Source organism: Streptomyces sp. NBC_01142, from assembly GCF_026341125.1.
Taxonomy (GTDB): Bacteria; Actinomycetota; Actinomycetes; order Streptomycetales; family Streptomycetaceae; genus Streptomyces.
On sequence record NZ_JAPEOR010000002.1, the window covers coordinates 2,290,323 to 2,314,541 of the forward strand.

General features: G+C 69.9%; 20 protein-coding genes, 1 tRNA gene and 1 riboswitch. Of the genes, 6 read left to right on the forward strand and 15 right to left on the reverse strand.

Translation table 11 applies throughout. The annotated features are described in order from the left end of the window. Positions 1–275: 275 nt before the first annotated feature. Complete coding sequence (locus tag OG883_RS27825) at positions 276–1,664, reverse strand: cystathionine beta-synthase (protein WP_266546126.1); 1,389 nt, start codon at positions 1,662–1,664, stop codon at positions 276–278. A gap of 147 nt (positions 1,665–1,811) precedes the next feature. On the opposite strand from OG883_RS27825, the gene OG883_RS27830 reads away from it, so the two are divergent. From OG883_RS27830 to OG883_RS27840, 3 genes are all read left to right on the forward strand, one after another. Beyond that, positions 1,812–2,819 (forward strand): SGNH/GDSL hydrolase family protein, encoded by a 1,008-nt coding sequence (locus OG883_RS27830; protein ID WP_266546129.1) that lies wholly within the window; start codon positions 1,812–1,814, stop codon positions 2,817–2,819. 581 nt (positions 2,820–3,400) lie between these two features. Next, positions 3,401–4,621, forward strand: coding sequence for an acetyl-CoA C-acetyltransferase (locus OG883_RS27835; protein ID WP_266546132.1), 1,221 nt, complete (start codon positions 3,401–3,403; stop codon positions 4,619–4,621). A gap of 543 nt (positions 4,622–5,164) precedes the next feature. Continuing rightward, positions 5,165–5,980: a hypothetical protein gene (locus OG883_RS27840; RefSeq protein WP_266549507.1), complete on the forward strand. Its 816-nt coding sequence runs from the start codon at positions 5,165–5,167 to the stop codon at positions 5,978–5,980. A 97-nt stretch (positions 5,981–6,077) separates the two neighbouring features. Here the strand turns inward: OG883_RS27840 and OG883_RS27845 are convergent, their stop codons facing one another. Continuing rightward, entirely contained in the window at positions 6,078–6,404 is a 327-nt protein-coding gene (locus tag OG883_RS27845) for a hypothetical protein (RefSeq protein WP_266546135.1), read from the reverse strand. Positions 6,405–6,503: 99 nt separating this feature from the next. Between OG883_RS27845 and OG883_RS27850 the strand changes: the two genes are divergently transcribed. Beyond that, on the forward strand, positions 6,504–6,734 hold the full coding sequence (locus OG883_RS27850) for a DUF4287 domain-containing protein (protein ID WP_266546138.1): 231 nt from the start codon (positions 6,504–6,506) through the stop codon (positions 6,732–6,734). A gap of 66 nt (positions 6,735–6,800) precedes the next feature. Here the strand turns inward: OG883_RS27850 and OG883_RS27855 are convergent, their stop codons facing one another. Together OG883_RS27855 and OG883_RS27860 are read right to left on the reverse strand one after the other, a co-directional pair. Further along, positions 6,801–7,688, reverse strand: a complete 888-nt coding sequence (locus OG883_RS27855; protein ID WP_266546141.1) for a Bax inhibitor-1/YccA family protein — start codon at positions 7,686–7,688, stop codon at positions 6,801–6,803. Between the two features lie 187 nt (positions 7,689–7,875). Next, a tRNA-Leu gene (locus OG883_RS27860) sits at positions 7,876–7,957 on the reverse strand. Positions 7,958–8,304: 347 nt separating this feature from the next. Between OG883_RS27860 and OG883_RS27865 the strand changes: the two genes are divergently transcribed. Both OG883_RS27865 and OG883_RS27870 read left to right on the forward strand, forming a co-directional pair. After that, positions 8,305–9,075, forward strand: coding sequence for an ABC transporter ATP-binding protein (locus OG883_RS27865; protein ID WP_266546144.1), 771 nt, complete (start codon positions 8,305–8,307; stop codon positions 9,073–9,075). Between the two features lie 51 nt (positions 9,076–9,126). Then, complete coding sequence (locus tag OG883_RS27870; RefSeq protein WP_266546146.1) at positions 9,127–11,673, forward strand: ABC transporter permease; 2,547 nt, start codon at positions 9,127–9,129, stop codon at positions 11,671–11,673. Positions 11,674–11,858: 185 nt separating this feature from the next. On the opposite strand, the gene OG883_RS27875 is transcribed toward OG883_RS27870, so the two are convergent. The 11 genes from OG883_RS27875 to OG883_RS27925 all read right to left on the reverse strand — a co-directional run bounded on the left by OG883_RS27875 (position 11,859) and on the right by OG883_RS27925 (position 24,023). Further along, on the reverse strand, positions 11,859–13,145 hold the full coding sequence (locus OG883_RS27875; protein ID WP_266546148.1) for a cyclopropane-fatty-acyl-phospholipid synthase family protein: 1,287 nt from the start codon (positions 13,143–13,145) through the stop codon (positions 11,859–11,861). 297 nt (positions 13,146–13,442) lie between these two features. Then, positions 13,443–14,828 (reverse strand): NAD(P)/FAD-dependent oxidoreductase, encoded by a 1,386-nt coding sequence (locus OG883_RS27880; protein ID WP_266546173.1) that lies wholly within the window; start codon positions 14,826–14,828, stop codon positions 13,443–13,445. A gap of 378 nt (positions 14,829–15,206) precedes the next feature. Continuing rightward, entirely contained in the window at positions 15,207–16,133 is a 927-nt protein-coding gene (locus tag OG883_RS27885) for a Ppx/GppA phosphatase family protein (protein WP_266546176.1), read from the reverse strand. Then, complete coding sequence (locus OG883_RS27890; protein WP_266546179.1) at positions 16,130–16,717, reverse strand: DUF501 domain-containing protein; 588 nt, start codon at positions 16,715–16,717, stop codon at positions 16,130–16,132. The genes OG883_RS27885 and OG883_RS27890 overlap by 4 nt, the downstream gene beginning before the upstream one ends. 95 nt (positions 16,718–16,812) lie before the next feature. Continuing rightward, a complete protein-coding gene (locus tag OG883_RS27895; protein WP_266546182.1) occupies positions 16,813–17,295 on the reverse strand; it encodes a septum formation initiator family protein in 483 nt (160 codons plus the stop codon). A 103-nt stretch (positions 17,296–17,398) separates the two neighbouring features. Next, positions 17,399–18,691 (reverse strand): phosphopyruvate hydratase, encoded by a 1,293-nt coding sequence (gene eno, locus OG883_RS27900; RefSeq protein ID WP_266546185.1) that lies wholly within the window; start codon positions 18,689–18,691, stop codon positions 17,399–17,401. 252 nt (positions 18,692–18,943) lie between these two features. After that, complete coding sequence (locus OG883_RS27905) at positions 18,944–19,627, reverse strand: transglycosylase family protein (RefSeq protein ID WP_266546189.1); 684 nt, start codon at positions 19,625–19,627, stop codon at positions 18,944–18,946. A 3-nt stretch (positions 19,628–19,630) separates the two neighbouring features. Further along, positions 19,631–19,804: riboswitch (cyclic di-AMP (ydaO/yuaA leader) on the reverse strand. Between the two features lie 266 nt (positions 19,805–20,070). After that, a complete protein-coding gene (locus OG883_RS27910) occupies positions 20,071–20,985 on the reverse strand; it encodes a transglycosylase family protein (protein ID WP_266546192.1) in 915 nt (304 codons plus the stop codon). A 122-nt stretch (positions 20,986–21,107) separates the two neighbouring features. Further along, positions 21,108–22,343: a cytochrome P450 gene (locus OG883_RS27915; RefSeq protein WP_266546195.1), complete on the reverse strand. Its 1,236-nt coding sequence runs from the start codon at positions 22,341–22,343 to the stop codon at positions 21,108–21,110. Beyond that, positions 22,340–23,353, reverse strand: coding sequence for a nucleoside triphosphate pyrophosphohydrolase (locus OG883_RS27920; protein ID WP_266546197.1), 1,014 nt, complete (start codon positions 23,351–23,353; stop codon positions 22,340–22,342). Before OG883_RS27920 ends, OG883_RS27915 begins: the two co-directional genes overlap by 4 nt. Before the next feature lie 19 nt (positions 23,354–23,372). Then, positions 23,373–24,023: a SurA N-terminal domain-containing protein gene (locus OG883_RS27925; protein ID WP_266546200.1), complete on the reverse strand. Its 651-nt coding sequence runs from the start codon at positions 24,021–24,023 to the stop codon at positions 23,373–23,375. Between the last annotated feature and the right edge of the window lie 196 nt (positions 24,024–24,219).

Consider the following 24,219-nt stretch of genomic DNA (forward strand, 5'->3'; position numbering starts at 1 on the left):
GATGGGCGGGGACCGCCGCACCCCCGGCGAACCGGAGGGCGGGACGACGGCGGTCCCCGCATGGGACACGGTGCCGGGTCAGGCCGGTCCGCGTCCTGGGCGTCGTGAGAGTCCGGGAGCCGCTCCGGAAGTCCTAGACGCCGCTTGTGTCGCCGACCGGGGTCCCTGCCTGGTCTCCCTGTCGACATCCACCACTGTGCCGGACGCGTGTTAAGCGGGTGCTGCGCAGACGTGTCGTGCTCGTACCGTTTGCGCGAAGCTCCGCCCTGTGCCGGTTACTTGCCGCCCTTGGCGAGGAACGCCAGCAGGTCCTGACGGCTCACCACGCCCGTCGGCTTCCCCTCGACCAGCACGATCGCCGCGTCCGCCTCGCCGAGCACCGTCATCAGGTCGGCGACCGGCTCACCCGAGCCGACCTGCGGCAACGGCGTGGACATGTGCTTCTCCAGCGGGTCGGTCAGCGAGGCGCGCTGCGTGAACAGTGCGTCCAGCAGTTCGCGTTCGACGACCGAACCGATGACCTCGGCGGCCATCACGTCCGGGTGTCCGGCGCCCGGCTTGACGATGGGCATCTGGGAGACGCCGTACTCCCGCAGCACCTCGATCGCCTCGCCGACGGTCTCCTCCGGGTGCATGTGCACCAGGCTGGGGATGCGGCCGCCCTCCTTGTGCGCCAGCACGTCGCCGACGTTCGCGGACGGGCCCTCGCCCTCCAGGAAGCCGTAGTCCGCCATCCACTCGTCGTTGAAGATCTTGCTGAGGTAGCCGCGGCCGCTGTCCGGCAGCAGAACGACCACGATGTCGTCGGGGCCGAGCCCCTCGGCCACGCGCAGCGCCGCGACCACGGCCATGCCGCAGGAGCCGCCGACGAGGAGGCCCTCCTCCTTGGCGAGGCGGCGCGTCATCTGGAAGGAGTCCTTGTCGGACACGGCGACGATCTCGTCGGTCACGGTCGCGTCGTACGCCGTCGGCCAGAAGTCCTCGCCCACGCCCTCGACGAGGTAGGGGCGGCCGGAGCCGCCGGAGTACACGGAGCCCTCCGGGTCCGCGCCGATGATCTTGACCTTGCCGTCGCTGATCTCCTTGAGATAGCGGCCGGTTCCGGAGATCGTGCCGCCGGTGCCGACGCCCGCGACGAAGTGGGTGATCCGCCCGTCCGTCTGGTCCCACAGCTCGGGACCGGTGGTCTCGTAGTGCGAACGGGGGTTGTTCGGGTTCGAGTACTGGTCGGGCTTCCAGGCGCCCGGCGTCTCACGCACCAGCCGGTCCGAGACGTTGTAGTACGAGTCGGGGTGCTCGGGGTCGACCGCCGTCGGGCAGACGACGACCTCGGCGCCGTACGCACGCAGCACATTGATCTTGTCCGTGGACACCTTGTCCGGGCAGACGAAGATGCACTTGTAGCCCTTCTGCTGGGCCACGATGGCGAGTCCGACGCCGGTGTTGCCGCTGGTCGGCTCGACGATCGTGCCGCCGGGCTGGAGCGCTCCGCTCTGCTCGGCCGCCTCGATCATGCGCAGGGCGATGCGGTCCTTGACCGACCCGCCGGGATTGAAGTACTCGACCTTGGCCAGGACGGTCGCCTGAATTCCTGCGGTCACGGTGTTCAGCTTCACCAGCGGGGTATTGCCGACGAGGCTGATCATCGAGTGGTGAATACGCACAATGTTCTCCGGGGTCTCCGTAATGGTGCGGCCAGCGTATGCGGACGAGCGCGAGATTGGGCGACGGTTGCTACGGGGCAGTTAGCTGATGACCGAAGTACGGCGGTCGGCTACGAGGAGGTGGCTGGGACTGTGTCGAGGGCGAGGGTGGCACGACGCATCGCCGCGGGTGCGGCGTACGGCGGTGGCGGCATCGGCCTGCTCGGAGCGGCGGCCGTCGGTCTGGTGCTCGCCGAGGTGCAGCTGGCGAAACGCTCGGTGGGCGGGGGCACGGCGCCCGTCCCGCCACGCGGTGACGGGCTGTACGGCTTGGCCTTCGGGCACACCGACCCGCTGTACCTGGCCGTACTCGGCGACTCGACGGCGGCGGGACAGGGGGTGCGCCGCGCGGGCCAGACGCCGGGGGCGCTGCTCGCGTCCGGGCTGGCGGCGGTGGCGGAGCGGCCGGTGGAAGTACGCAACATCGCCCTTCCGGGTGCGATGTCGGACGATCTGGAGCGCCAGGTCACGCTGCTGCTCGCGGACCGGACCCGGACGCCGGACGTGTGCGTGATCATGATTGGCGCGAATGACGTCACTCACCGGGTGCCACCCACGCAGTCCGTCCGCCATATGTCCGCCGCGGTGCGGAGACTGCGTACGGCGGGTGCGGAGGTGGTCGTCGGCACGTGCCCGGATCTGGGCACGATCGAGCCGGTGTACCAGCCGCTGCGCTGGATGGCCCGCAGAGTCTCGCGCCAGCTTGCGGCGGCTCAGACGATCGTGGTCGTGGAGCAGGGGGGCCGTACGGTCTCGCTGGGCGACCTGCTGGGTCCGGAGTTCGCGGCGAACCCGCGCGAGATGTTCGGCGCGGACAACTACCACCCGTCGGCGGAGGGGTACGCGACGGCGGCGATGGCGGTGCTGCCGACGCTGTGCGCGGTGCTGGGCCTGTGGCCGGAGTCGGACCGCCCGGAGCCGGACCGCCACGAGAGAGTGCTCCCGGTGGCTACGGCGGCGGCGACAGCGGCGGCGGAGGCGGGTACGGAGGTGACGGGGGCGCGGGCGCCCTGGGCACTGCTGAAGCACCGCCGCAGGCGCCGCCTCCCCACGCCGACAGCGTCCCCGGAACCGGCCCCTTCCCCCTCTTCCTCCTCGGAACCTCACCGCGCCTGACGTGTGCGGGGTCCTGCGGGTGCGGGTGCGGGTGGCTCGGGCCTGTGGTGCGGGGTCCTGTCCGGTGCGGGCCCGGGTGGCCCGGGCCCGTGGTGCGGGGTCCTGCACGGTGCGGGTTCCGGGGCCCCTCCGGGCTCGACTCCTCGGGGTCGGCGGCATACAGGGTCCGGTTTTCGTGGGCCGGGTTTTGCCGCCAATCCCCTGCGGGGACGACCCTGCACGGCCCCTCCCCAGCGGAACGCCACACAGGGGCAGGCCGGCCCGTGAGGTGCGGGTGCGGCAGCCCTCACACCTCGAAGGTCCTCACGGCGGACCCCGCGGCGCGAAGCCGCAGCATGGTGGGGGTGCGGGGGCGTCAGCCCCCACGTAACCACTTCCTCTCAGGGGGCCTGGGGGTGCCGTCCCCCGTTATGGGAAGGGGCGGGGCAGGGGAACAACCCCCGGGTGCACGCGCCCGCACCCCGCGGGCTGAGCGGGCGCTTAGAAAAGAGGCCCTCGTCACACAGCCCGCCGGGTGACCTATGCGATACGTACGGGTAACTTCCCTGACAGTCCTGCCTACTCGCCCTCATGGAGCCGTGATGCCCGAAGCCGTGATCGTCTCTGCTGCCCGCTCCCCCATCGGCCGGGCCTTCAAGGGCTCCCTGAAGGAGCTGCGTCCCGACGACCTGACCGCCACGATCATTCAGGCCGCCCTCGCCAAGGTCCCCGAGCTCGACCCGCGCGACATCGACGACCTGATGCTCGGCTGTGGCCTCCCCGGCGGCGAGCAGGGCCACAACCTGGGCCGTATCGTCGCCGTGCAGATGGGGATGGACCATCTCCCCGGCTGCACCATCACCCGGTACTGCTCGTCCTCCCTCCAGACCTCCCGCATGGCGCTGCACGCCATCAAGGCCGGCGAGGGTGATGTCTTCATCTCCGCCGGTGTCGAGATGGTTTCCCGGAGCGTGAAGGGCTCCAGCGACGGGCTACCCGACACCCACAACCCGCTCTTCGCCGACGCCGAGGCCCGCACCGCCGCCGTCGCGCAGAGCGAGGGCGCCGGCTGGCACGACCCGCGCGAGGACGGCCTGGTCCCGGACGCGTACATCGCGATGGGCCAGACCGCCGAGAACCTGGCCCGCCTCAAGGGCGTGACCCGCCAGGACATGGACGAGTTCGGCGTCCGTTCGCAGAACCTCGCCGAGGAAGCCATCAAGAACGGCTTCTGGGAGCGCGAGATCACCCCCGTGACGCTCCCCGACGGCACCGTCGTCTCCAAGGACGACGGCCCGCGCGCCGGCGTCACCGTGGAGGGCGTGGCGGGCCTCAAGCCGGTCTTCCGCCCCGACGGCCTGGTGACGGCCGCGAACTGCTGCCCGTTGAACGACGGCGCCGCCGCCCTCGTGATCATGTCGGACACGAAGGCGCGCGAGCTCGGCCTGACCCCGCTCGCCCGCATCGTCTCCACCGGCGTCTCCGGCCTGTCGCCCGAGATCATGGGGTACGGCCCCGTGGAGGCGTCCAAGCAGGCGCTGCAGCGCGCCGGCCTGACCATCGACGACATCGACCTGGCCGAGATCAACGAGGCGTTCGCCGCCCAGGTGATCCCCTCGTACCGCGACCTGGGCATCCCGCTCGACAAGCTGAACGTCAACGGTGGCGCCATCGCCGTCGGCCACCCCTTCGGCATGACCGGCGCCCGCATCACCGGCACGCTGATCAACGGCCTCCAGTTCCACGACAAGCAGTTCGGCCTGGAGACCATGTGCGTGGGCGGCGGCCAGGGCATGGCGATGGTCATCGAGCGGCTGAGCTGAGCGGGAGCGGAGGGTAGGGGTCGCCTGAGGCACGAAGGCGGCACCTGCCCCCAGCACAGGCGAAGCGGAACGCGACCAACAAAACGCGCGGCTGAGCTGAGCGGGAGCGGAGGGTAGGGGTCGCCTGAGGCACGAAGGCGGCACCTGCCCCCAGCACAGGCGAAGCGGAACGCGACCAACAAAACGCGCGGCTGAGCTGAGCGGGAGCGGAGGGTAGGGGTCGCCTGAGGCACGAAGGCGGCACCTGCCCCCAGCACAGGCGAAGCGGAACGCGACCAACAGCTGACGGCGGCGGAATGCCTGAGCTGATGCGCTTTTCGGGTCCCTCGGAGCTCAAGTCGTGACTGAATCTCCCCCAGGATGTGACCTATCTCCTGGGGGAGAGCCATTCCCCCAGGTCAGGACCGTTCCGGGGCTAAACCCCGGGCCAAAAGACCTGTCCAATTCGTGACGTAATGCACTGACAGGGGGCGCGGGCTCCCCGCAAGCTGATGTAGGAAGTCGGGGGGATCGATTGAAACCAGGAGTAAGTCAGTGAGCGCCATGTTTCTTGCCCTGCTGCTGACCACCGCCGCAGCCACGGCCGTGGGCGCCGCTGCCCTGCACGCCGCACACGGTCTGCGTAAGCAGGTTGCCGCCCTGCGCAGCGAGCTGGCGGTGGTGCACAGCACCGGCCGCACCCCTTTCGTGCCGCATGCCCGTACCAGCCCCGCCGCCGAGATACGCGCCGCCGTCGCCGAGGCGCTCGCCGAGGAACGCGAGCGTGAGCTGGCCGAGGCGCGCGCGTTCTGGGCCGCGCAGGAGACCCGCGACGCCGCGGACGCTCCCTCGCTGCTCGGTGGCCTGGCCGCGCCCGGCGAGGAGCTTCCCTTCTACGTTCCGCGCCAGGCCGACCTCGTGGGTCTTGAGGCGATGGACTTCGAGGCCGTCGAGGCGCTCGACGACCTGGCGGACCTGCCCGAGGTGACGGAGTTCGCCGAGGACTCCCCCGAACTGGCCGCTGCCCGCCGCCGCCACCCCTCGCACCCGGACTTCGTCCCGGTCCAGACTCCCGTGGTCACCGACCACGAGCGCACGGTGGCCCGTCTCGAGGAGCTCGCCCAGACGCGTACGGAGCTCGCCGACGTACGGCCGGGCCCGCTCGGCACACTCGATGTGTATGTCTTCGCCGACGGCACGACGCTCTGCATGACGCCGGGCCACCGGGAGACCGCCGAGCGGCTCGCCGAGGCGCTGCGCGTGGGCGAGACCCCCGTCCTGCTGGGCGGCTCCGGCGTCTCGGGCGCGTACGCCCTGACGTTCGCCTGCGGCGAGGAGAGCGTCTACATCCTCGCGGACCGCGTGATCGCGTCGCTCTGACCCCTCCCGCGCGGCCACCCGAGGCCGCGCCACAGGTCCACCCGAAGGGCCGCGCCACAGGCTCGCGCAAGGGCCCGCGCCGGAGCCAGGACCCGCTCTAGAGGCCCGCCCGCCCCGCAGCCGCCCGCACCAGACCCACGGCCTCGTCAACCTCCGCCACGGAACCGGACGGGGCCGTTCGCAACGCCTCGGCCAAATCCTGGCCCGCCACCATCAGTTGGTCCGCCACCGCGAACACACCCGCGTCGGGCATGATCCGCGGCTGCGTCCCCGGCTCCTCGATCCGCTGGGCCCGTACCGACAATTCCCTGGCCAGCGCCAGTCCCTCGGCTGCCGCACCGCGCGTCAGCCGGCTCTGCGGAGCGGCCCGCAGCCGGTCGGCGAAGCGGTCCACGGCGGCCGTCAGCTCAGTCGTTTCAAGCACTCCGCGAGCCTATGCGCCACCACGGGCCTGTTGCCAATACGCGAACGCTCAGGCACGGTGGCGTGAAGGAGCACACGCGCAACGCGTCCGGAGGCGCCGATGTCCCAAGTCTTCTCCGAAGAGACCCATCGAAATCTGCTCTCCCGAATCCCTCATTGCACCGGTCGTGAAATCTCCGACTGGCTCCGCGCCGTCGATGAAGGCCCCTCCCTCTTCCGCTTCGAGGAGAAGGTCAGCTGGCTCCGGAGCGAACACGACCTCGCATACGGACATGCCAAAGCGATCATCCATGAGTACGACCTGAGGCGCGCAGCGCGCAAGCTGCTTTAGGCGTGCGAACACGCCGAAGGGCCCGCAGCAAATGCTGCGGGCCCTTCGTACGACTGGGGTACTGCGTCAGTCGTTGCCCTGCAGGATCGAGATCAGCCGCAGGAACTCCATGTAGATCCACACCAGGGTCATGGTGAGGCCGAAGGCCGCCAGCCAGGACTCCTCGCGCGGAGCGCCGTACGCGATGCCGTCCTCGACCTGCTTGAAGTCGAGGGCGAGGAAGCACGCGCCGAGGATGATGCCGATGACACCGAAGAGAATGCCAAGGCCGCCGCTGCGGAAGCCGAGGCCGTCACCGCCGCCGAAGACGGAGAACAGCAGGTTCACCATCATGAGCAGCACGAAGCCCATGGCCGCGGCCATCACGAAGCCGTAGAAACGGCGGGTGACGCGGATCCAGCGCATCTTGTACGCGAACAGCACACCGGCGAAGACCGACATGGTGCCGAGCACCGCCTGCGGGACCGCACCGGCCGAGACATAGGTGGAGACGGCGCTGGAGATGACTCCGAGGAAGACACCCTCGAAGGCCGCGTACGCCAGGATCAGCGCGGGCGACGCCTTGCGCTTGAAGGCCTGGATGATCGCGAAGACGAAGGCCACCAGGGCGGCGCCGATCGCGATGCCGTACGACGTGCCGAGATTGGCCTCGTCGACCGGCAGCAGGAACCACGCGAGAGTGGCGGTGACGAAGACCGTGCCGAGCGTCATGGCGGTGCGCGCCACGACGTCGTCGATGGTCATCACATTGCCGCGCGGGGGAGCCTGCGGGGCGCCGAGCTGTGTGTCCGACGGTGCGTACGGGTTGGTGGCGTACGGGTTGCCCGCGCCTTGCACGTAAGGGTTGGTTCCTACGGCGGGGCCCCCGGCCTGCGGCTGCTGCGCGTTGAACCCCGCATGGCCGTTGTCGCGGCTGAACCCCCGTCGCGAGAAGACCGGGTTGCTGCTCCTCATCTCACTCCTCCATGGCCACCCTGCGCGGCCTAGGAGTCAAGAGTAATGCGGGAGCAAAAGGAACACCCTAGTGCCCGGGGAGGATCTTTCCGGGATCGTGACCGGGCCGGCCCCCGGAACCTGGTCAGGGCCCGGGGCCGGACCGCCCCTCGGAGCCGTGCCCCCCTAACGTCACAGGCGCACAGTGTGCCCGGAGCCGGACTCGAACCGGCACGGCCCGAAGGCCAGCGAGGTTTAAGCTCGCCGTGTCTGCGTTCCACCATCCGGGCGTGGCGCGCGGCTCCGCGTTGGCTCACGAGCCTATCCGGGTAGATCGCTCGGACAGCCGTGCGATGGCCCGATGTTGTCTTATTTTATTGGCGCCTGAGAGTCCGTCAGTGCAGGTAAAGGGGCATTCGTACCCACCCGGCACGGCCTTCTGCCGCCGCCTCGCGCTCAACGGATTGACGGAAAGTCGCCGCCCCGTCCCCTCCCCCCGTTCTCAGGGACACCGTCATACCAAAGGAGGAGGAGCCGGCCGTGCGGTCCGACCCAAGAGGGCCCCGGGAACGGGCACCGGGACGGCGGACACGATGGGATGGTCCCGCACAACACCGTGAACAAGGAGTGCCCCCTCGTGACCACCACCCCCCTCGCTCACCGCGCCACCGCAGTGGCAGCCCGCGCCACGGAACTGTCCAAGGTGTACGGACAGGGCGAGACCCAGGTGGTCGCCCTGGACCAGGTCACCGTGAACTTCCATCAGGCCGAGTTCACCGCGATCATGGGTCCGTCGGGCTCCGGCAAGTCCACGCTGATGCACTGCGTCGCCGGACTGGACAGCTTCAGCTCCGGCTCCGTACGGATCGGTGAGACCGAGCTCGGGTCGCTGAAGGACAAGCAGCTGACCCAGCTGCGCCGGGACAAGATCGGCTTCATCTTCCAGGCGTTCAACCTGCTGCCGACGCTGACGGCACAGGAGAACATCACCCTCCCCATGGACATCGCCGGCCGCAAACCCAACAAGGAGTGGCTGCAGCGGGTCATCGACATGGTGGGGCTGAGGGACCGCCTCAGCCACCGCCCCACCGAACTCTCCGGCGGCCAGCAGCAGCGCGTCGCCGTCGCCCGCGCCCTGGCCTCGCAGCCGGAGATCATCTTCGGTGACGAGCCGACCGGAAACCTGGACTCGCGCTCGGGCGCCGAGGTGCTGGGCTTCCTGCGCAACTCCGTACGCGAGCTGGGCCAGACCGTCGTCATGGTCACGCACGACCCGGTGGCCGCCTCCTACGCCGACCGGGTGATCTTCCTGGCGGACGGCCGGATCGTCGACGAGATGCTCCGGCCCACCGCCGACGGCGTCCTCGACCGGATGAAGGCCTTCGACGCCAAGGGCCGGACCAGCTGAACGACCGCCGTTCCGTAGACCTCCGGCTCTCACCACAGGACTGACACAGACATGTTCCGTACCGCCCTGCGCAATGTGCTCGCGCACAAGGCCAGGCTGCTGATGACCGTACTCGCCGTAATGCTCGGCGTGGCGTTCGTCTCCGGCACCCTGGTCTTCACCGACACCCTCGGCAACGCCTACCGCAAGCAGTCGGCCAAGAGCTACGACAATGTCGCGGTCGCCGTCACCACGTACGCCGGCCAGACCGACGGCAAGAAGGACGCCGGCATCAGCACGAAGACCCTGGAGAAGATCCGGGGTCTGGACGGGGTCGCCCACGCCACCGGACGGGTCTCCGGCTTCGCCGGGGTCGCCGACCAGGACGGCAAGCTGATCGGCAACGGCTGGTCCAACACCGGCGCGAACTTCTCGCCCGGCAAGGACGGCAAGGACGCCCAGTACGACTTCACCGACGGCTCGGGCCCGGTGAAGGACGGTCAGATAGCCCTCGACCAGGACTCCGCGGACAAGGGCAAGTACCGGGTCGGGGACACCGTGCGGGTCGCGACCAACGGCCCGGTGAAGGAGTACACCCTCTCCGGTGTCTTCACCACCGAGGACGGCGCGGTCAACGCGGGCGGCAGCCTGGTCCTGTTCGACACCCCCGCCGCGCAGAAGCTGTATCTGCAGCCCGGCTACTTCAAGGACGTCACGATCGCCGCCGCGGCCGGCGCCTCCGACCAGAAGATCCTGGACGCCGTCGAGCCGCTGCTGCCCAAGGACGCCGGCGCGCAGACCGGCAAGCAGCTCGCCGCCGACGAGGCGAAGATGACCGAGCAGGGCCTGAGTACCCTCAACACGGTTCTGCTTGTCTTCGCGGGCATCTCCCTCTTCGTCGGCATCTTCCTGATCGCCAACACCTTCACCATGCTGGTGGCCCAGCGCACCAGGGAGCTGGCGCTGATGCGCGCCGTCGGCGCCTCGCGCCGGCAGGTCAAGCGCTCGGTGATGCTCGAGGCGCTGGTGGTCGGCGCGATCGCCTCCGTGATCGGCTTCGTCCTCGGTATCGGGCTCGCGACCGGTCTGCGTTCCGCGATGACCTCCTTCGGTGCGAAGGTGCCGGCGGGGCCGCTGATCATCTCGCCCACCGCGATCATCGCCGCCGTCGTCGTCGGCGTACTGGTCACCGTGCTCGCCTCGTGGCTGCCCGCCCGCCGGGCCGCGAAGATCCCGCCGGTGGCGGCGATGAGCAGCGTGCACGCGGTGGCGACCACCAAGTCCCTTGTCGTACGGAACTCCATCGGCGGCGCGATCACGCTGCTCGGCGCGGTGGGCATCGCCGCCGGGGCCGCGCTCGGCAAGGACGGCCGGGTGATCATCGGGACCGGTGCCTTCTTCGCCCTGATCGGCGTCATCATCCTGATCCCGCTGCTGTCGCGGCCGGTGATCGCGCTGGCGGGCCCGCTGCTGCGCCGCGTCTTCGGGGTCTCCGGCAAGCTGGCCGGGCAGAACGCGGTGCGCAACCCGCGCCGTACCGGTGCCACCGCCTCCGCGCTGGCCATCGGCCTCACCCTGGTCACCGGGCTCTCGGTGCTCGGCGTCACGCTGGGCCGTGCCGTGGACAAGGCGACCACGGACAACATCAAGGCCGACTACCTGGTGACGATGGCCGGCGGCGGCGGGCTGGACAAGTCGGCGCTCGACGCGCTGGAGAAGGCGAAGGGAGCCGGCGCGGTCTCCCCGAAGCAGACCTCCTCGCTGGAGATCAAGGGCTCGTGGCACTCCGTGTCCGCGGTCACTCCCGGGGCCGTGGAGAAGGTCTTCCACCTCGAGACGGTCTCCGGCTCGCTGGCCACGCTCAGCAAGGGCCAGATCGCGATCGACGAGGAGATGGCAAAGTCGAACGGCTGGAAGGCCGGTGACACGCTGCCGGCGAAGTTCGGCGGCGACAGCGACGGCGGCAAGGCGGAAACGAAGAACCTGACGGTCGGCGCGGTCTACAAGGCGAACGAGCTCCTCGACCCCATGCTCCTGTCGACGGACGTCCTCGCGCCGTTCGAGCCGAAGCCGTACATCCCCGAGGTCTGGGTGAAGATGGACGGCGGCGCGACCGCGGCGAACGAGAAGGCGCTGGTGGACGCGCTGGGTGACAGCCCGGCGATGAGCATCATGGACCAGCAGGACATCCGGAACATGTTCGGCGGCATGATCAACACCTTGCTGAACATCATGTACGGCCTGCTGGCGATGGCCCTGATCATCGCGGTGCTCGGCGTCATCAACACCCTCGCGATGTCGGTCTTCGAGCGGCAGCAGGAGATCGGCATGCTGCGGGCGATCGGCCTGGACCGCCGCAAGGTCAAGCGCATGATCCGCCTGGAGGCGGTGGTGATCTCGCTCTTCGGCGCTCTGATCGGCATCGGCCTCGGTTCCTTCGTGGCCTGGGCGATCGGCGAGTCGATCAGGTCCGATATCCCCGGGTACGTGCTGGTCATGCCGTGGGACCGGATCGGGATCTTCCTGCTGCTGGCCGGGGTGGTCGGAGTGCTGGCGGCGCTGTGGCCGGCGCGCAGTGCGGCGAAGCTGAACATGCTGACGGCGATCAAGACCGAGTAGTCGGTCTCGTACGACAGGTGAAGGGCCCGCGCGACCGTCAGTGGTCGCGGGGCCCTTCACCTGTGCCGTGGTGCCGTCGTACGTCGTGCCGGGGTGCCGTGGTGCCGTGGTGCCGTCGTACGGCGGGGCGTCGTGGTGCCGTGGTGCCGTGGTGCCGTGGTGCCTTCGTACGTCGTGCCTCGGATCTAGCGCCAGTCGCGGGCGCGAAGGGGCAGCCCGGAAGCGCCGCCCTCCGGCGTCTTCACCGCCAGGATCTGGTTGACGCCGATCCTGTTGCGCTCGAAGGCGAGCGCGCAGGCGGCCATATAGAGCCGCCAGACGCGGGCGCGGCCGGGAGTGGTGAGCCGTATGGCCTGCGGCCAGTCGGCCTCCAGGTTGGCGACCCAGTGGCGCAGGGTGAGGGCGTAGTGCTCGCGGATCACCTCGACGTCACGCACTTCGAACCCGGCGCCTTCGATGGTGGCGGTGGTGCCGCCCAGGGGGGCGAGTTCGCCGTCCGGGAACACGTACCGGTCGATGAAGTCGTCCACGCGGTAGGCGGATTCGTCGTGCTCGGGGCGGCGGGCGATCTGGTGGTTGAGGAGGCGGCCGCCGGGCTTGAGGAGGGCGAAGAGCTGGTCGGCGTACTCGCGGTAGCGCACGGCGCCGACGTGTTCTGCCATGCCGATGGAGGAAATCGCGTCGTACGGCCCGTCCCTGACGTCCCGGTAGTCCTGGACGCGGATCTCGATCCGGTCGGTGAGGCCTTCTTCCGCGATGCGCTTGCGCGCGTAGGCGGCCTGCTCACGGGAGAGGGTGACGCCGGTGACCTGGACGCCGTACTCGCGGGCGGCGTGGATGGCCATCGAGCCCCAGCCGCATCCGACGTCGAGAAGCCGGTCGTCCTCCTTCAGGGCGAGCTTGCGGCAGATGAGGTCGAGCTTGTCGCGCTGGGCGTCTTCGAGGCTTCCCCCGTCCTCCCAGTAGGCGCAGGAATAGACCATGGAGGGCCCGAGGACGAGCTCGTAGAAGTCGTTGCCCACATCGTAGTGGTGGCTGATGGCCCGCTTGTCGCGGCGCTTGGTGTGCAACGGCCCCAAGCGGCGGCGTACTTCTTCGGCGGGCGGGGGCGGCGGGGGCAGTACGCCACCGGCTTTCAGCAGCCCGAGGGCGGCGGCGCGCAGCCGCGGGTCGAACACGGGATGAACGGCGCCCCGGTCGTCGTCGCGCTCCCAGATCAGCCCGGCGAGCAGACCGAGGGCGGTGTACAGATCGCCGTCGATGTCGATCTCCCCGGCGACCCAGGCCCGGGCGAGCCCGAGCTCACCCGGCCTCCAGAGCAGCCGGCGCAGCGCGCGCCGGTGCCGGATGACGAGGGTGGGAGCGCCTGGGGGCCCGGACTCGCTGCCGTCCCAGGCCCGGATACGGACCGGGAGCGGGGCCCCCAGCAACTCCTCGGCAAGAGTGGTCAGCCGCAGCGCGGCGTCGGCCATGGCACACACCTCCGTGACGGTGGATCCCAGAAATGCTCCACACCACGCGGCGTGGCTGCGCGGTGCACTTCAGTGAACAATGCGACCACCCTGCGTGCTTCCCGACATCACGCAATGCCGTGACAAAGGCATGTTGTGGCGTGTGGAGTACCTCACATACCCCTTACGGCGGCTACGTGCCCCAAAAAGGGCAGGATGCCCCGAGAGGTGTGCGGGTGGGGAGTTGCTGCCCGCGCATGACGAAGGGGCCGCCCGCACCACGGATGGCGGGCGGCCCCTTCGGGGCAGTGCTCGGGACTAGGAGGCCTTCGCCTTTTCGGCTTCCGCCTTGGCGGGGGTGACCGCCGGGGCCGGCTTGGCCGCCTCGTAGAACTCCTCACGCGGCGTCTCCATCGCGCCGAGGGAGACCACCTCACGCTTGAGGAACATCGCCAGGGTCCAGTCGGCGAAGACGCGGATCTTGCGGTTCCAGGTCGGCATCGCCATGCCGTGGTAGCCACGGTGCATGTACCAGGCGAGCCGGCCCTTGAGCGTGATCTTCACCTTGCCCATGACGATCATCGCGACGCCCTTGTGCAGGCCGAGCCCGGCCACCGCACCCTTGTTGGCGTGGCTGTACGTCGTCTGCGGGAAGCCGCGCATGCCCGAGATGACGTTGTCGCCGAGGATCTTCGCCTGACGCAGCGCGTGCTGGGCGTTCGGCGGGCACCAGGCGTTCTCGACGCCGGCCTTGCGGGCGGCGATGTCCGGGACCTGGGCGTTGTCGCCCGCGGCCCAGATGTAGTCGGTGCCCTGGACCTGGAGCTTCTCGCTGCAGTCCACGTGGCCGCGCGGGCCGAGCGGCAGGCCGTAGCGGGCCAGCGCCGGGTTCGGCTTCACGCCGGCCGTCCACACGATCGTGCTGGAGTCGACCTCGAGGCCGTTCTTCAGCACCACGTGGCCGTCCACGCAGGAGTCCATCGAGGTGGAGAGGTAGACCTCGACCCCGCGGCCCTCCAGGTGCTCCTTGCCGTACTTGCCCAGCTTCGGCCCGACCTCGGGAAGGATCTTGTCCGCGGCGTCGACCAGGATGAAGCGCATGTCCTCGCGCTTGACGTTGGAGTAGTACTTGGCCGCGTCGCGGGCCAGGTCCTCCACCTCGCCGATGGTCTCCGCACCGGCGAAGCCGCCGCCCACGAAGACGAAGGTCAACGCCTTGCGGCGGACGTCCTCATCGGTCGTCGAGTCGGCCTTGTCCAGCTGCTCGAGTACGTGGTTGCGCAGGCCGATGGCCTCCTCGATGCCCTTCATGCCGATGCCCTGCTCGGCGAGGCCGGGTATCGGGAAGGTACGGGAGATCGCGCCGAGCGCGACGACCAGGTAGTCGAAGGGCAGCTCGTACGCCTCGCCGACCAGCGGCGCGACGGTGGCGACCTTGCGGTCCTGATCGATGGTCGTGACGCGACCGGTGAGCACCTCGGCCTTGGGCAGAACGCGTCGCAGCGGTACGACGACGTGCCTCGGCGAGATGCTGCCGGCGGCGGCTTCGGGGAGGAAGGGCTGGTACGTCATGTACGAGCGCGGGTCCACGACCGTGACGGTCGCTTCCGCGTAACGCATCTTCTTCAGAATGCGTCGAGCTGCGTACAGGCCTACGTACCCACCGCCTACTACGAGGATCCTGGGACGCTCCGTGGTGCTCATGCCATCGAGTATCCACCCCCCTCGGAGGGGGTGCTCGTGAGCCCCTTCACAAGGTCCCTACACCGCTCTGCTACACTGCGCGGCCCACGTGACCGAGGTCATGGCGCCACAGGGGGACCACGGTGTAAAGGCAAACGCTGTTCGCCCCTCGTGAGCTGGCCCCTAAGGGCCAACCCGAGGTGGACCACCGGTCCCGTGACCGCCCCCGCAACGCGCCCGGTACCGTCCGGAATGCGCGCGCCTGAGCCCAATGGAGGAGCGGCGGGGGGCTTTCCACCCCTCACGGCCCCCATCAGGGACCTTTTCCTTGTGAAGAACTTCACGAAGTTCGTTGCGAGGCAGCCGTGAAGCGGCCGCCAGCCGGTCCCCGGGCGGGCCCTAGACGATCGACCAGGCGATCCCGTCGAGGATGTCGTGCTCGCTGACGACCACGTCCCGGGCCCCGATCCGCTGCATGATCGTGAGCAGTACCAGCGCCCCCGCAGCGATGACGTCGACCCGGCCCGGGTGCATCACACCGATCGCCGCGCGCTCGTCGTGGGTGGAGTTCAGCAGCATGCCGGTGACGTCCTGGACCTGCTCGTAGGAGATCCGCGCGTGATGGATCGCCGCCGAGTCGTACGCGTCCAGGCCGAGCGCGATCCCGGCCACCGTGGTCACCGAACCCGCGAGCCCGACCAGCGTCCGCGCCTCGTCGATCGGCACCGTCTGCTCGGCCAGATCGAGCGCCGCCTCGACGTCGGCGCGTATCGCGGAGATCTGCGCCGGGGTCGCCGGGCTGCTCGGCGCGTGCCGCTCCGTCAGCCGTACACAGCCGATGTCCACGGACCGCGCGGCCCTGACGTGCTCCTCGCCGACGACGAACTCCGTCGAGCCGCCGCCGATGTCCACCACCAGGTACGGCTGGGGCAGATCGGTGCGCCCGGTGAGCTCCCTGGTGGCGCCGGTGAAGGAGAACTCCGCCTCCTGCTCCCCGGTGATCACCTCGGGCTCGACACCCAGGATGCCCAGCACCCCGCGCACGAACTCGTCCCTGTTCTCGGCGTCGCGCGAGGCGGAGGTGGCCACGAAGCGGAGCTTCTCCGCGCCGTGCTCCTTGATCACGGCGGCGTACTCACGGCATGCCGCGAAGGTCCGCTCCAGCGCCTCGGGCGCGAGCCTCCCGGTCCGGTCCACGCCCTGGCCCAGCCGGACGATGGTCATCCGCCGGTCGAGGTCGACCAGCTCCCCCGTATCGGGGTGGGCATCGGCGACGAGGAGGCGGATGGAGTTCGTACCGCAGTCGATCGCGGCGACCCGGGTCACTGCTTGTCCCCTTGTCCCAGGTCTTCTGCTGCGTCTTCTGCGTCTTCTTTTGCGTTTTCCCCGACGCTCGCGCACGGAGTCACGCACGGCCCCTTGCTCCACCACTCGGGGAGCATGGCGATCGCCTCGTCGCCCAGCGGATTGACGCCCGGGCCGGCCGCCAGCGAGTGGCCGACGAGAACATGCAGGCACTTCACGCGGTCGGGCATGCCGCCCGCACTGGGGAAGCCCTGCAGCACCTCGATGGCGTCGCGGCGCGCGATGTAGTCCTCGTGAGCGGCGCGGTACGCGGCGGCCAGCTCCGGGTCGTTCGCCAGACGCTCGGTCATCTCCTTCATGACGCCGTTCGCCTCGAGCGTGCCGATCGCCGACGCCGCCCGCGGGCAGGTCAGGTAGTACAGCGTCGGGAACGGGGTGCCGTCGGGGAGGCGCGGAGCGGTCTCGACGACATCCGGCTGTCCGCACGGGCAGCGATGCGCGATCGCGCGCAGACCGCGCGGCGGGCGGCCGAGCTGCTCCTTGAACGCGGCGATGTCCGCGTCGGTCGGCTCGGTCGGGTCGGTGGTGGGAGGAGGGGTTTCCATGCCTGCCTTGTTCGCTTCTGCTGCTCTGGGGTTCTGCGGATCCTGCGGATCTGCGGTTCAACGGGGGCTACGTGCGCCACGGGTGGTGCTCGGGGTTACGGGTGCTGCTTGCGGTCGGCCTTGTCGACGCCGTCCCAGACGTTCGAGTACCAGGGGCGGTCCGCCGCCCCCTCTTCGGAACGGCGCCTCTCGGCGGCCTCGGAGCCGATCATGATGTAGCCGGTCTCCCCCGGATGCACGAGATGGAGGTGCTCACGGGCCAGCCGCTGGATGTACATGTCGTCCTGGAGGCGCGCCTTCTCGTCCCGGAGCTGCTCCACCACCTCCCGGGCCTCGTCGATGCGGCGCTCCTGGTCGGCGATGTCGGCACGCTGGGAGACGTACTGACGCATCGGATACGCGAGCGCGACAACCAGGGAGCAGACGATCAGCGCAAGGAAGGCCGCCCGGCCGGTGAGCCGGGAGCGGCGGGCCTGCCGGCGGTTCTGGGAACGGTAGACGCGGGCGGCGGTCTGCTCACCGAGCAGCCGCAGGCTGGTCGCTGTGGAGAACCGGTCCCGGTCCCCTCTGCGTGCCATGGTCTCGCCCTCCCATTACGCGCGTACGTCCCCGGACACGGTACGGGACCGCGGCCGGGGACGTACGTACGACTGGCTAGCGCTCAGCCCTTGCCCCGCTCAATCAGTTCGACGAGCGAAACCGGGGGAAGGCGCTGCGCCCGGCGTACACCGCGGCGTCGTCGAGGATCTCCTCGATGCGCAGCAGCTGGTTGTACTTGGCGACGCGCTCGGAGCGGGCCGGGGCGCCGGTCTTGATCTGGCCGCAGTTGGTGGCGACGGCCAGGTCGGCGATGGTGACGTCCTCGGTCTCGCCGGAGCGGTGGGACATCATGCACTTGAAGCCGCTGCGCTGCGCGAGCTCCACGGCGTCCAGGGTCTCGGTCAGCGAGCCGATCTGGTTGACCTTGACGAGCAGCGCGTTGGCGGCGCCGTCCTCGATGCCGCGGGCCAGACGCTCCGGGTTGGTGACGAAGAGGTCGTCGCCGACGATCTGGACCTTGGTGCCCAGCTTGTCGGTGAGGACCTTCCAGCCGGCCCAGTCGTCCTCGAAGAGCGGGTCCTCGATGGAGACGAGCGGGTACGCCGCGACGAGCTCCTCGTAGTACTCGGTCATCTCGGCGGCCGAGCGGGACTTGCCCTCGAACTCGTACGAGCCGTCCTTGTAGAACTCGGACGCGGCGACGTCGAGCGCGAGCGCGATGTCCTTGCCCGGGACGTAACCGGCCTGCTTGATGGCCTCGAGGATGAGGTCCAGGGCGGCGCGGTTGGAGTCGAGGTTCGGCGCGAAGCCGCCCTCGTCACCGAGACCGGTGGACAGACCCTTGGTCTTCAGGACGGACTTGAGGGTGTGGTAGACCTCGGCGCCCCAGCGCAGGGCCTCGGAGAAGGACTCCGCGCCGATCGGCGCGATCATGAACTCCTGGATGTCCACGTTGGAGTCGGCGTGCGACCCACCGTTGAGGATATTCATCATCGGAACGGGCAGCAGGTGCGCGTTCGGGCCGCCGAGGTAGCGGAAGAGCGGCAGGTCGGAGGCCTCGGAGGCGGCGTGCGCCACGGCGAGGGAGACGCCGAGGATGGCGTTGGCGCCGAGGGAGGACTTGTCCGGGGTGGCGTCCAGGTCGAACATCGCCTGGTCGATCAGGCGCTGCTCGGTGGCGTCGTAGCCGACGAGCTCCGGGCCGATCTGCTCGATGACGGCGAGGACGGCCTTCTCGACACCCTTGCCGAGGTAGCGGTTCTGGTCACCGTCGCGGAGCTCGAGAGCCTCGAACGCACCGGTGGAGGCGCCGGAGGGAACAGCAGCACGACCCGTGCTGCCGTCGTCGAGGCCAACCTCGACCTCGACCGTGGGGTTGCCTCGGGAGTCCAGGATTTCCCGGGCTACGACGACGTCGATGGACGGCACGAGCATCTCCTTATGGGATGTGACGCTATGAGGTGCAGGGTCTCATTGGCCTTGCGGCAAGAGCCTAACCGGCTCCGGGACATCAGCCGGCCGATGCCCGCCCCCTGGGACGAAAAAGCGCATGAACAGCCGCGTACGGGAGAAAGCGCACCGAACCTACCTGCCGGTAATGGGTTCGCGTGCCGCTGACAGGCAAAACCCCGGCCCGGCGCGTACGGGGGAATAGGCGCCGGACCGGGGGGCTCTGGGGCCCGGGGGTCAGCTCAGGTGGAGCTGCTGGCCCGGGTAGATCACGTCGGCGTCGTCGACGATGTCCTTGTTCAGGTCGAACAGCTTCTTCCAGCCGCCCTCGACCTTCTTCTCCTCGGCGATCGTGCCGAGGGTGTCGCCGGCCTTGACCTTGTACTCGCCGTCGCCCTTCTCGAAGCCCTTGGCGGCGGGCTTCGCGGCCGGGGCGGGGGCCTCGGCGCGCTCGGAGCGGGTGGTCGGGGCCTCGGCGCGCTCCGGGGCGGGAGCCGGGGCCGGGGCCTGGGACGGCTCGGCGGAGCCGCCGTCGTTGGCGGCGTTGGACAGGCCCACGCCACAGCTCGGCCAGGCACCCTTGCCCTGGCCGGCCAGGACCTTCTCGGCGACCGCGATCTGCTGGGACTTGGAGGCCTGGTCGGCCGACGCGGCGTAGGCGGTGCCGCCGTACGCGGCCCAGGTGGAGGACGAGAACTGCAGGCCGCCGTAGTAGCCGTTGCCGGTGTTGATGGACCAGTTGCCGCCGGCCTCGCACTGGGCGACCTGGTCCCACTCGGACGTGGTCGCGGCGGAGGCGGAGGTCGCGCCGAGCAGCGGGGCGGCCACGGCCGCACCGGCGACACCGGCGAGCGCGGCGATACGGGAAGCGCGATGGAAAACGGTCGGGCGACGGTGCTTGCCATTGCTGAAACGCAGCATGGAACTTCTCCTCACCGACGCCTACGAGGTGAGCTGTCGGGTTCGGGCCAAGTGAGTTGCCCGGCCGCGCGTCCAGCGCGCAGCTTCACCCCAAGCCGTGATCGGCCGTTCATCCTCAACGGCCGGGTCCGGCGCTTACCTTGGGTCCCCCGCTCCTGCCTTCGGCGCTCTGAGCGACGAGTACTCCCCCCGACCGACGGCAGGATTCGGCGTGACGGTCAGTGGTGCCCGCGGTGGCGAGCGGTTCCGACCGTAAACACAGCGCTCCCCGATGTTCAAAAGAGGAACATCGGGGAGAAAACACCCATCTCGCCACTCGGGGAACTCTCGTTTCCGCAGGTGAGGGGCGGAAGCAGCGGTTCCGCCGGGCAAGCTGCACCAGTTGGGGCAAAGAGACCCTTGTCTCACTTACACAGAACCGGACATAAGACCGCGAACTGCCGCTACTTCAGGTCCAGATCGAGGCTCTGGCCAGGGAGGATGAGGTCGGGATCCGCACCGAGGGCCTGCTCGTTCGCCTCGTAGATCGCGGACCAGCCGCCGGGCACCTCACGCTCGTCGGCGATGGCCCAGAGACTGTCGCCGGGGCGGACGGTGTACTCGCCGGGATCGACGTCCGCGACGCCGGCCGTGTCACGCGCCGGACCGTCACCTCGCGAGGCATGACGACCCGTTTCGCGCTCATTGTCCGTATTGCCCGGCTCGACCTTCTCCGGGGCGGGCCCGCCGCGGTGCTTGCCGCTGCCGGCATCCGTGCCCGCCTCGGCGGAGTCGGGTGCGGCCGACTCGGCGGGCCTGGCCGGCTCGGTGGCCTTCTTGGGCGTGTCCGACCCGGCGGGCGAGGGCTCGGTCGACGGCTCAGCGGACCCGGAGGGCTCGGTGGCCTTCTCGGGTGTGGCCGACCCGGCGGGGGCGGACGGCTTCGCCGGAGTGCTCTGCCCATCCGACGGCAGGCCGCCCGGGTCGACGCCGGTGTCGGCACCGTCGTCCGTCAGCCCGGCGATCGGCGAGCAGCTGGGCCACGCCTCGGGGCCCTGCGCGGCGAGGATCTTCTCCGCGACCGCTATCTGCTGGGAGCGGCTGGCGAGATCGGCTCGGGGCGCGTACGTCGTACCGCCGAAGCTCTGCCAGGTCTCCTGCGAGAACTGCAGCCCGCCGTAGTACCCGTTGCCAAGGTCGGCACTCCACATGCCGCCGCTCTCGCACTCCGCGACGCGGTCCCACATGGAGGCGTCGGCGGCGGACGCCGAGGTCGCGCCGAGCAGCGGGATCGCGATGGCCGATCCCGTCACCCCTGCCGCGACGACGAGGGCCGGAGCCTGGCGGGGACGACGATGACGGCCATTGCCGGAGCGCATGCGGTTGCCTTTCGCGTAACTGCCGAGACGACGGTGAAGGTAGCCGCATCGAACGCGAGTCACAAGTCGATACAGCGGAGATCACGCGGAAGTCACAGTTTTGACGCAGCGTCAGATATACGTCAGATGCGCGAAGGGGTGAACTCCACCGGCAGCGTGCGCAATCCACGCATAATGAGCCCCCCACGCCACCGCAAATCGGCCGGATCGCCCGCAAGCCTCAAGTCCGGCATTCTGCTGAGCAGCGTCGCGAGTGCGGTCTGTCCCTCCAGTCGCGCGAGCGGCGCGCCGAGGCAGTAGTGGATGCCGTGCCCGTACCCCAGATGCTGGTTGTCGCGCCGGGAGAGATCGAGGGTGTCCGGAGCGGTGAAGCGCTCCGGGTCCCGGTCCGCGGCCGCGAGGACGACCAGTACGGGATCGCCCGCCGCGATCCGCTCCCCGCCGAGCGTGAGCGGCTCGGTCGCGAACCGCCAGGTCGCGAGCTCCACGGGCCCGTCGTAGCGCAGCAACTCCTCGACACCGGTGGCGAGTAGACCGCTCTCCCCCTTTGCCAGGGAGGCCTGGAGCCGCTCGCGCTGCTGCGGGTTGCGCAGCAGCGCGTAGACCCCGTTGCCGATGAGATTGACCGTCGTCTCGAAGCCCGCGAAGAGAAGGATGAAGGCCATCGCCGCGGCCTCGTTCTCGGTGAGGTGCTCGCCGTGGTCACTGGCGCGGATCAGCCCGGAGATCAGGTCGTCACCCGGCTCCACCCGCTTCCGGTGGATCAACTCCGCGAGATAGCCGCGCATCTTCTTCACCGAGCGGGCAACTCCGCCGCGCGGCCCGCCACCGTGACGGATCATCATGCCCGCCCAGTCGCGGAAGTCGTCCTGGTCCTCGCGCGGGACACCGAGCATGTCGCAGATGGCATAGATGGGGAGCGGGAACGCGAACTCGTGAATCAGGTCAGCCTCCCCCTTCTCGATGAATCCATCGATGAGCCGGTCGGTCAACTCCTGCACCCGCGGGGCGAATTCGGCGACCCGGCGCGGGGTGAACGCCTTCGACACGAGCCGCCGCAGCCGCGTGTGGTCGGGCGGGTCGATGTTCAGCAGATGCGTCATCAGCTCCGCCTTGCGCTCGCCCGGGATTCCCGTCTTCCCCCTGGCGTGCGCGGGCTCGGCGTGGTGCGCCGGATTCTTCGACAGCCGCTGGTCGGCGAGAGCCTGCCTGGCATCGGCGTACCGCGTCACCAGCCATGCCTCGACCCCGCTGGGCAGTGTCGCTCTGTGCACCGGCTCGTGCTCGCGCAGCCAGGCGTACGCCGGATACGGATCGGTGGCGAACTCCCAGGTGAACAGCTCCGGCCGAGCGCTCACTCCTGCCCCTCGGCGGCACGGACCGCGTCCCGGTAGGCGCGGGCGGCGGCGCGCAGGGCGGCCTCCGGGTCCTCGCCGTTCGCCTCCGCGCGGACGGCGAGTGCGAGCAGGGCGTACCCGATGCCCTCGCCGGCGGGCAGCGGCACCTCGAGGCCCGCCGTCCGTACCCGCGAAGCCAGCTTGGCCGCCAGCGCGAGGCCGGGCTGGCCGAGCGGGATGCCGTCGGTCACCGAGTCGCGCTGCTTCTCGATCGCCTTCGTACGGAGCCAGTGCTCCCGGACCTCCTCCGGTGTCTCGGCGGTCGCGTCGCCGAAGACATGCGGGTGGCGGTGGATCAGCTTCTCGACGATCGTCCCGGCGACGTCGTCGATGGAGAACGGCTCGGCCTCGTCCTCCTGCGCGATGGCCGCATGAAAGACGACCTGCAGGAGTACGTCCCCGAGCTCCTCGCGCAGCTCGTCGCGGTCGCCGTCCTCGATGGCCTCGACGAGTTCGTACGCCTCCTCGATGCCGTACTTGGCGAGTCCCTCGTGCGTCTGCTGCGAGGACCAGGGGCACTCGCGCCTGATCCGGTCCATGACCTGGACGAGGTCGAGGAGACGGGCGCCGGGCAGGTCGTACGAGCCGGGCAGCAGTTCCAGGTCCGGCATCTGCACCCGGCCGGAGCCGGCCAGCCGGGCCAGCCCGTCGGTCAGGGCCCGGTCGCCCTCGCCGGAGGGCAGAACCACGATGGTCCGCCCTTCCCCAGGGCCCTCGGCCCCGGCGCCCCCGGCCCGGGAGGTACTCCCGGCACAGGCGTCCACCAGCTCCTCGGCGGTGAGCGCGGTGTGCTCCACGGTGATGCCTGCCTCGCGCAGATACGGCAGCTGGGGGTGCGCCTCGTCGGCGCACACCACCCGGTCCGCGGCGTGCAGCGTCTGCCATGCGGGCCAGGACAGCAGTCCGGGTGCGACGCGATGGCTGGCGGTCAGCAGAACGATGCGGCCGGCGGCGGGTGCTTCTGTACTCACCCGTCGAAACTACCCTGCGCTACGCACCCGCCTCGACGGGCTCCTGCTCCTTGGTCACCTGGGTGATCCACGGGGCCTTGTAGCTGCCGAGCTCCAGCTTCTGGTCGTCCCAGGTGCCGAAGCGCGGGTTGACGTCGATGTCGAGCGACCTGGCGGCGGCGGTGAAGGCCTCGTTCAGCTTCTGCTGGCCCTCGGGACTGTTGGTCGCGCCGAGCGCGGTGGCGAGCTTGGCGACCAGGACGTCGCGGCGTACGACATCGTCGAGCTGGTCCGGAGCGACACCCCGCTGCTGCAGATACATGGCGGCGAGCTGGTCCTCTCCGCCGGACTGCTGCGCGAGGGCGGCGCGCCCGTCCTGGATGTCCTTGCGGCTGACCTTGACGCCGGCGTCGTCCGCGGCCTTCTGCACGACCTGGTCGACGATGAGGTCGTAGAGCTTGGCGCGGCCGAGCCGGCCGCTGTCCTTGATCAGCTGGGCGGCCTGCGGGGAACGCTCCTGGGCAGCGCGTACGTCCGCCACCTTCGCCTGGACGGTGGACACCTCGATCCGCTGCCCGCCGACGACGGCGGCGGCCCCCGGGTGAGCTTCACTGCCGCAGGCGGCGAGGAGGGGAGCGGCGACGAGAAGCGCGGCGGAGACGGTGAGCGCGGTGCGACGGCGGCGGTGCAAAGGAGCCTCCCGGCGTGATTGTGCGACGGTGCACAAGACCCTGCGGTGATCGATGTTAGGCAGTCCCAGGGGTCTGGGCCACTGGTTCGACCAACGATTCCGCGGAAGTCGCAGATGCGGAGGCCGCAGATGCGGAGGCCGCAGATGCGGAGGTCGCAGATGCGGGCGCCTTTGCCCCGGGCTTCTCCGTGTGCGA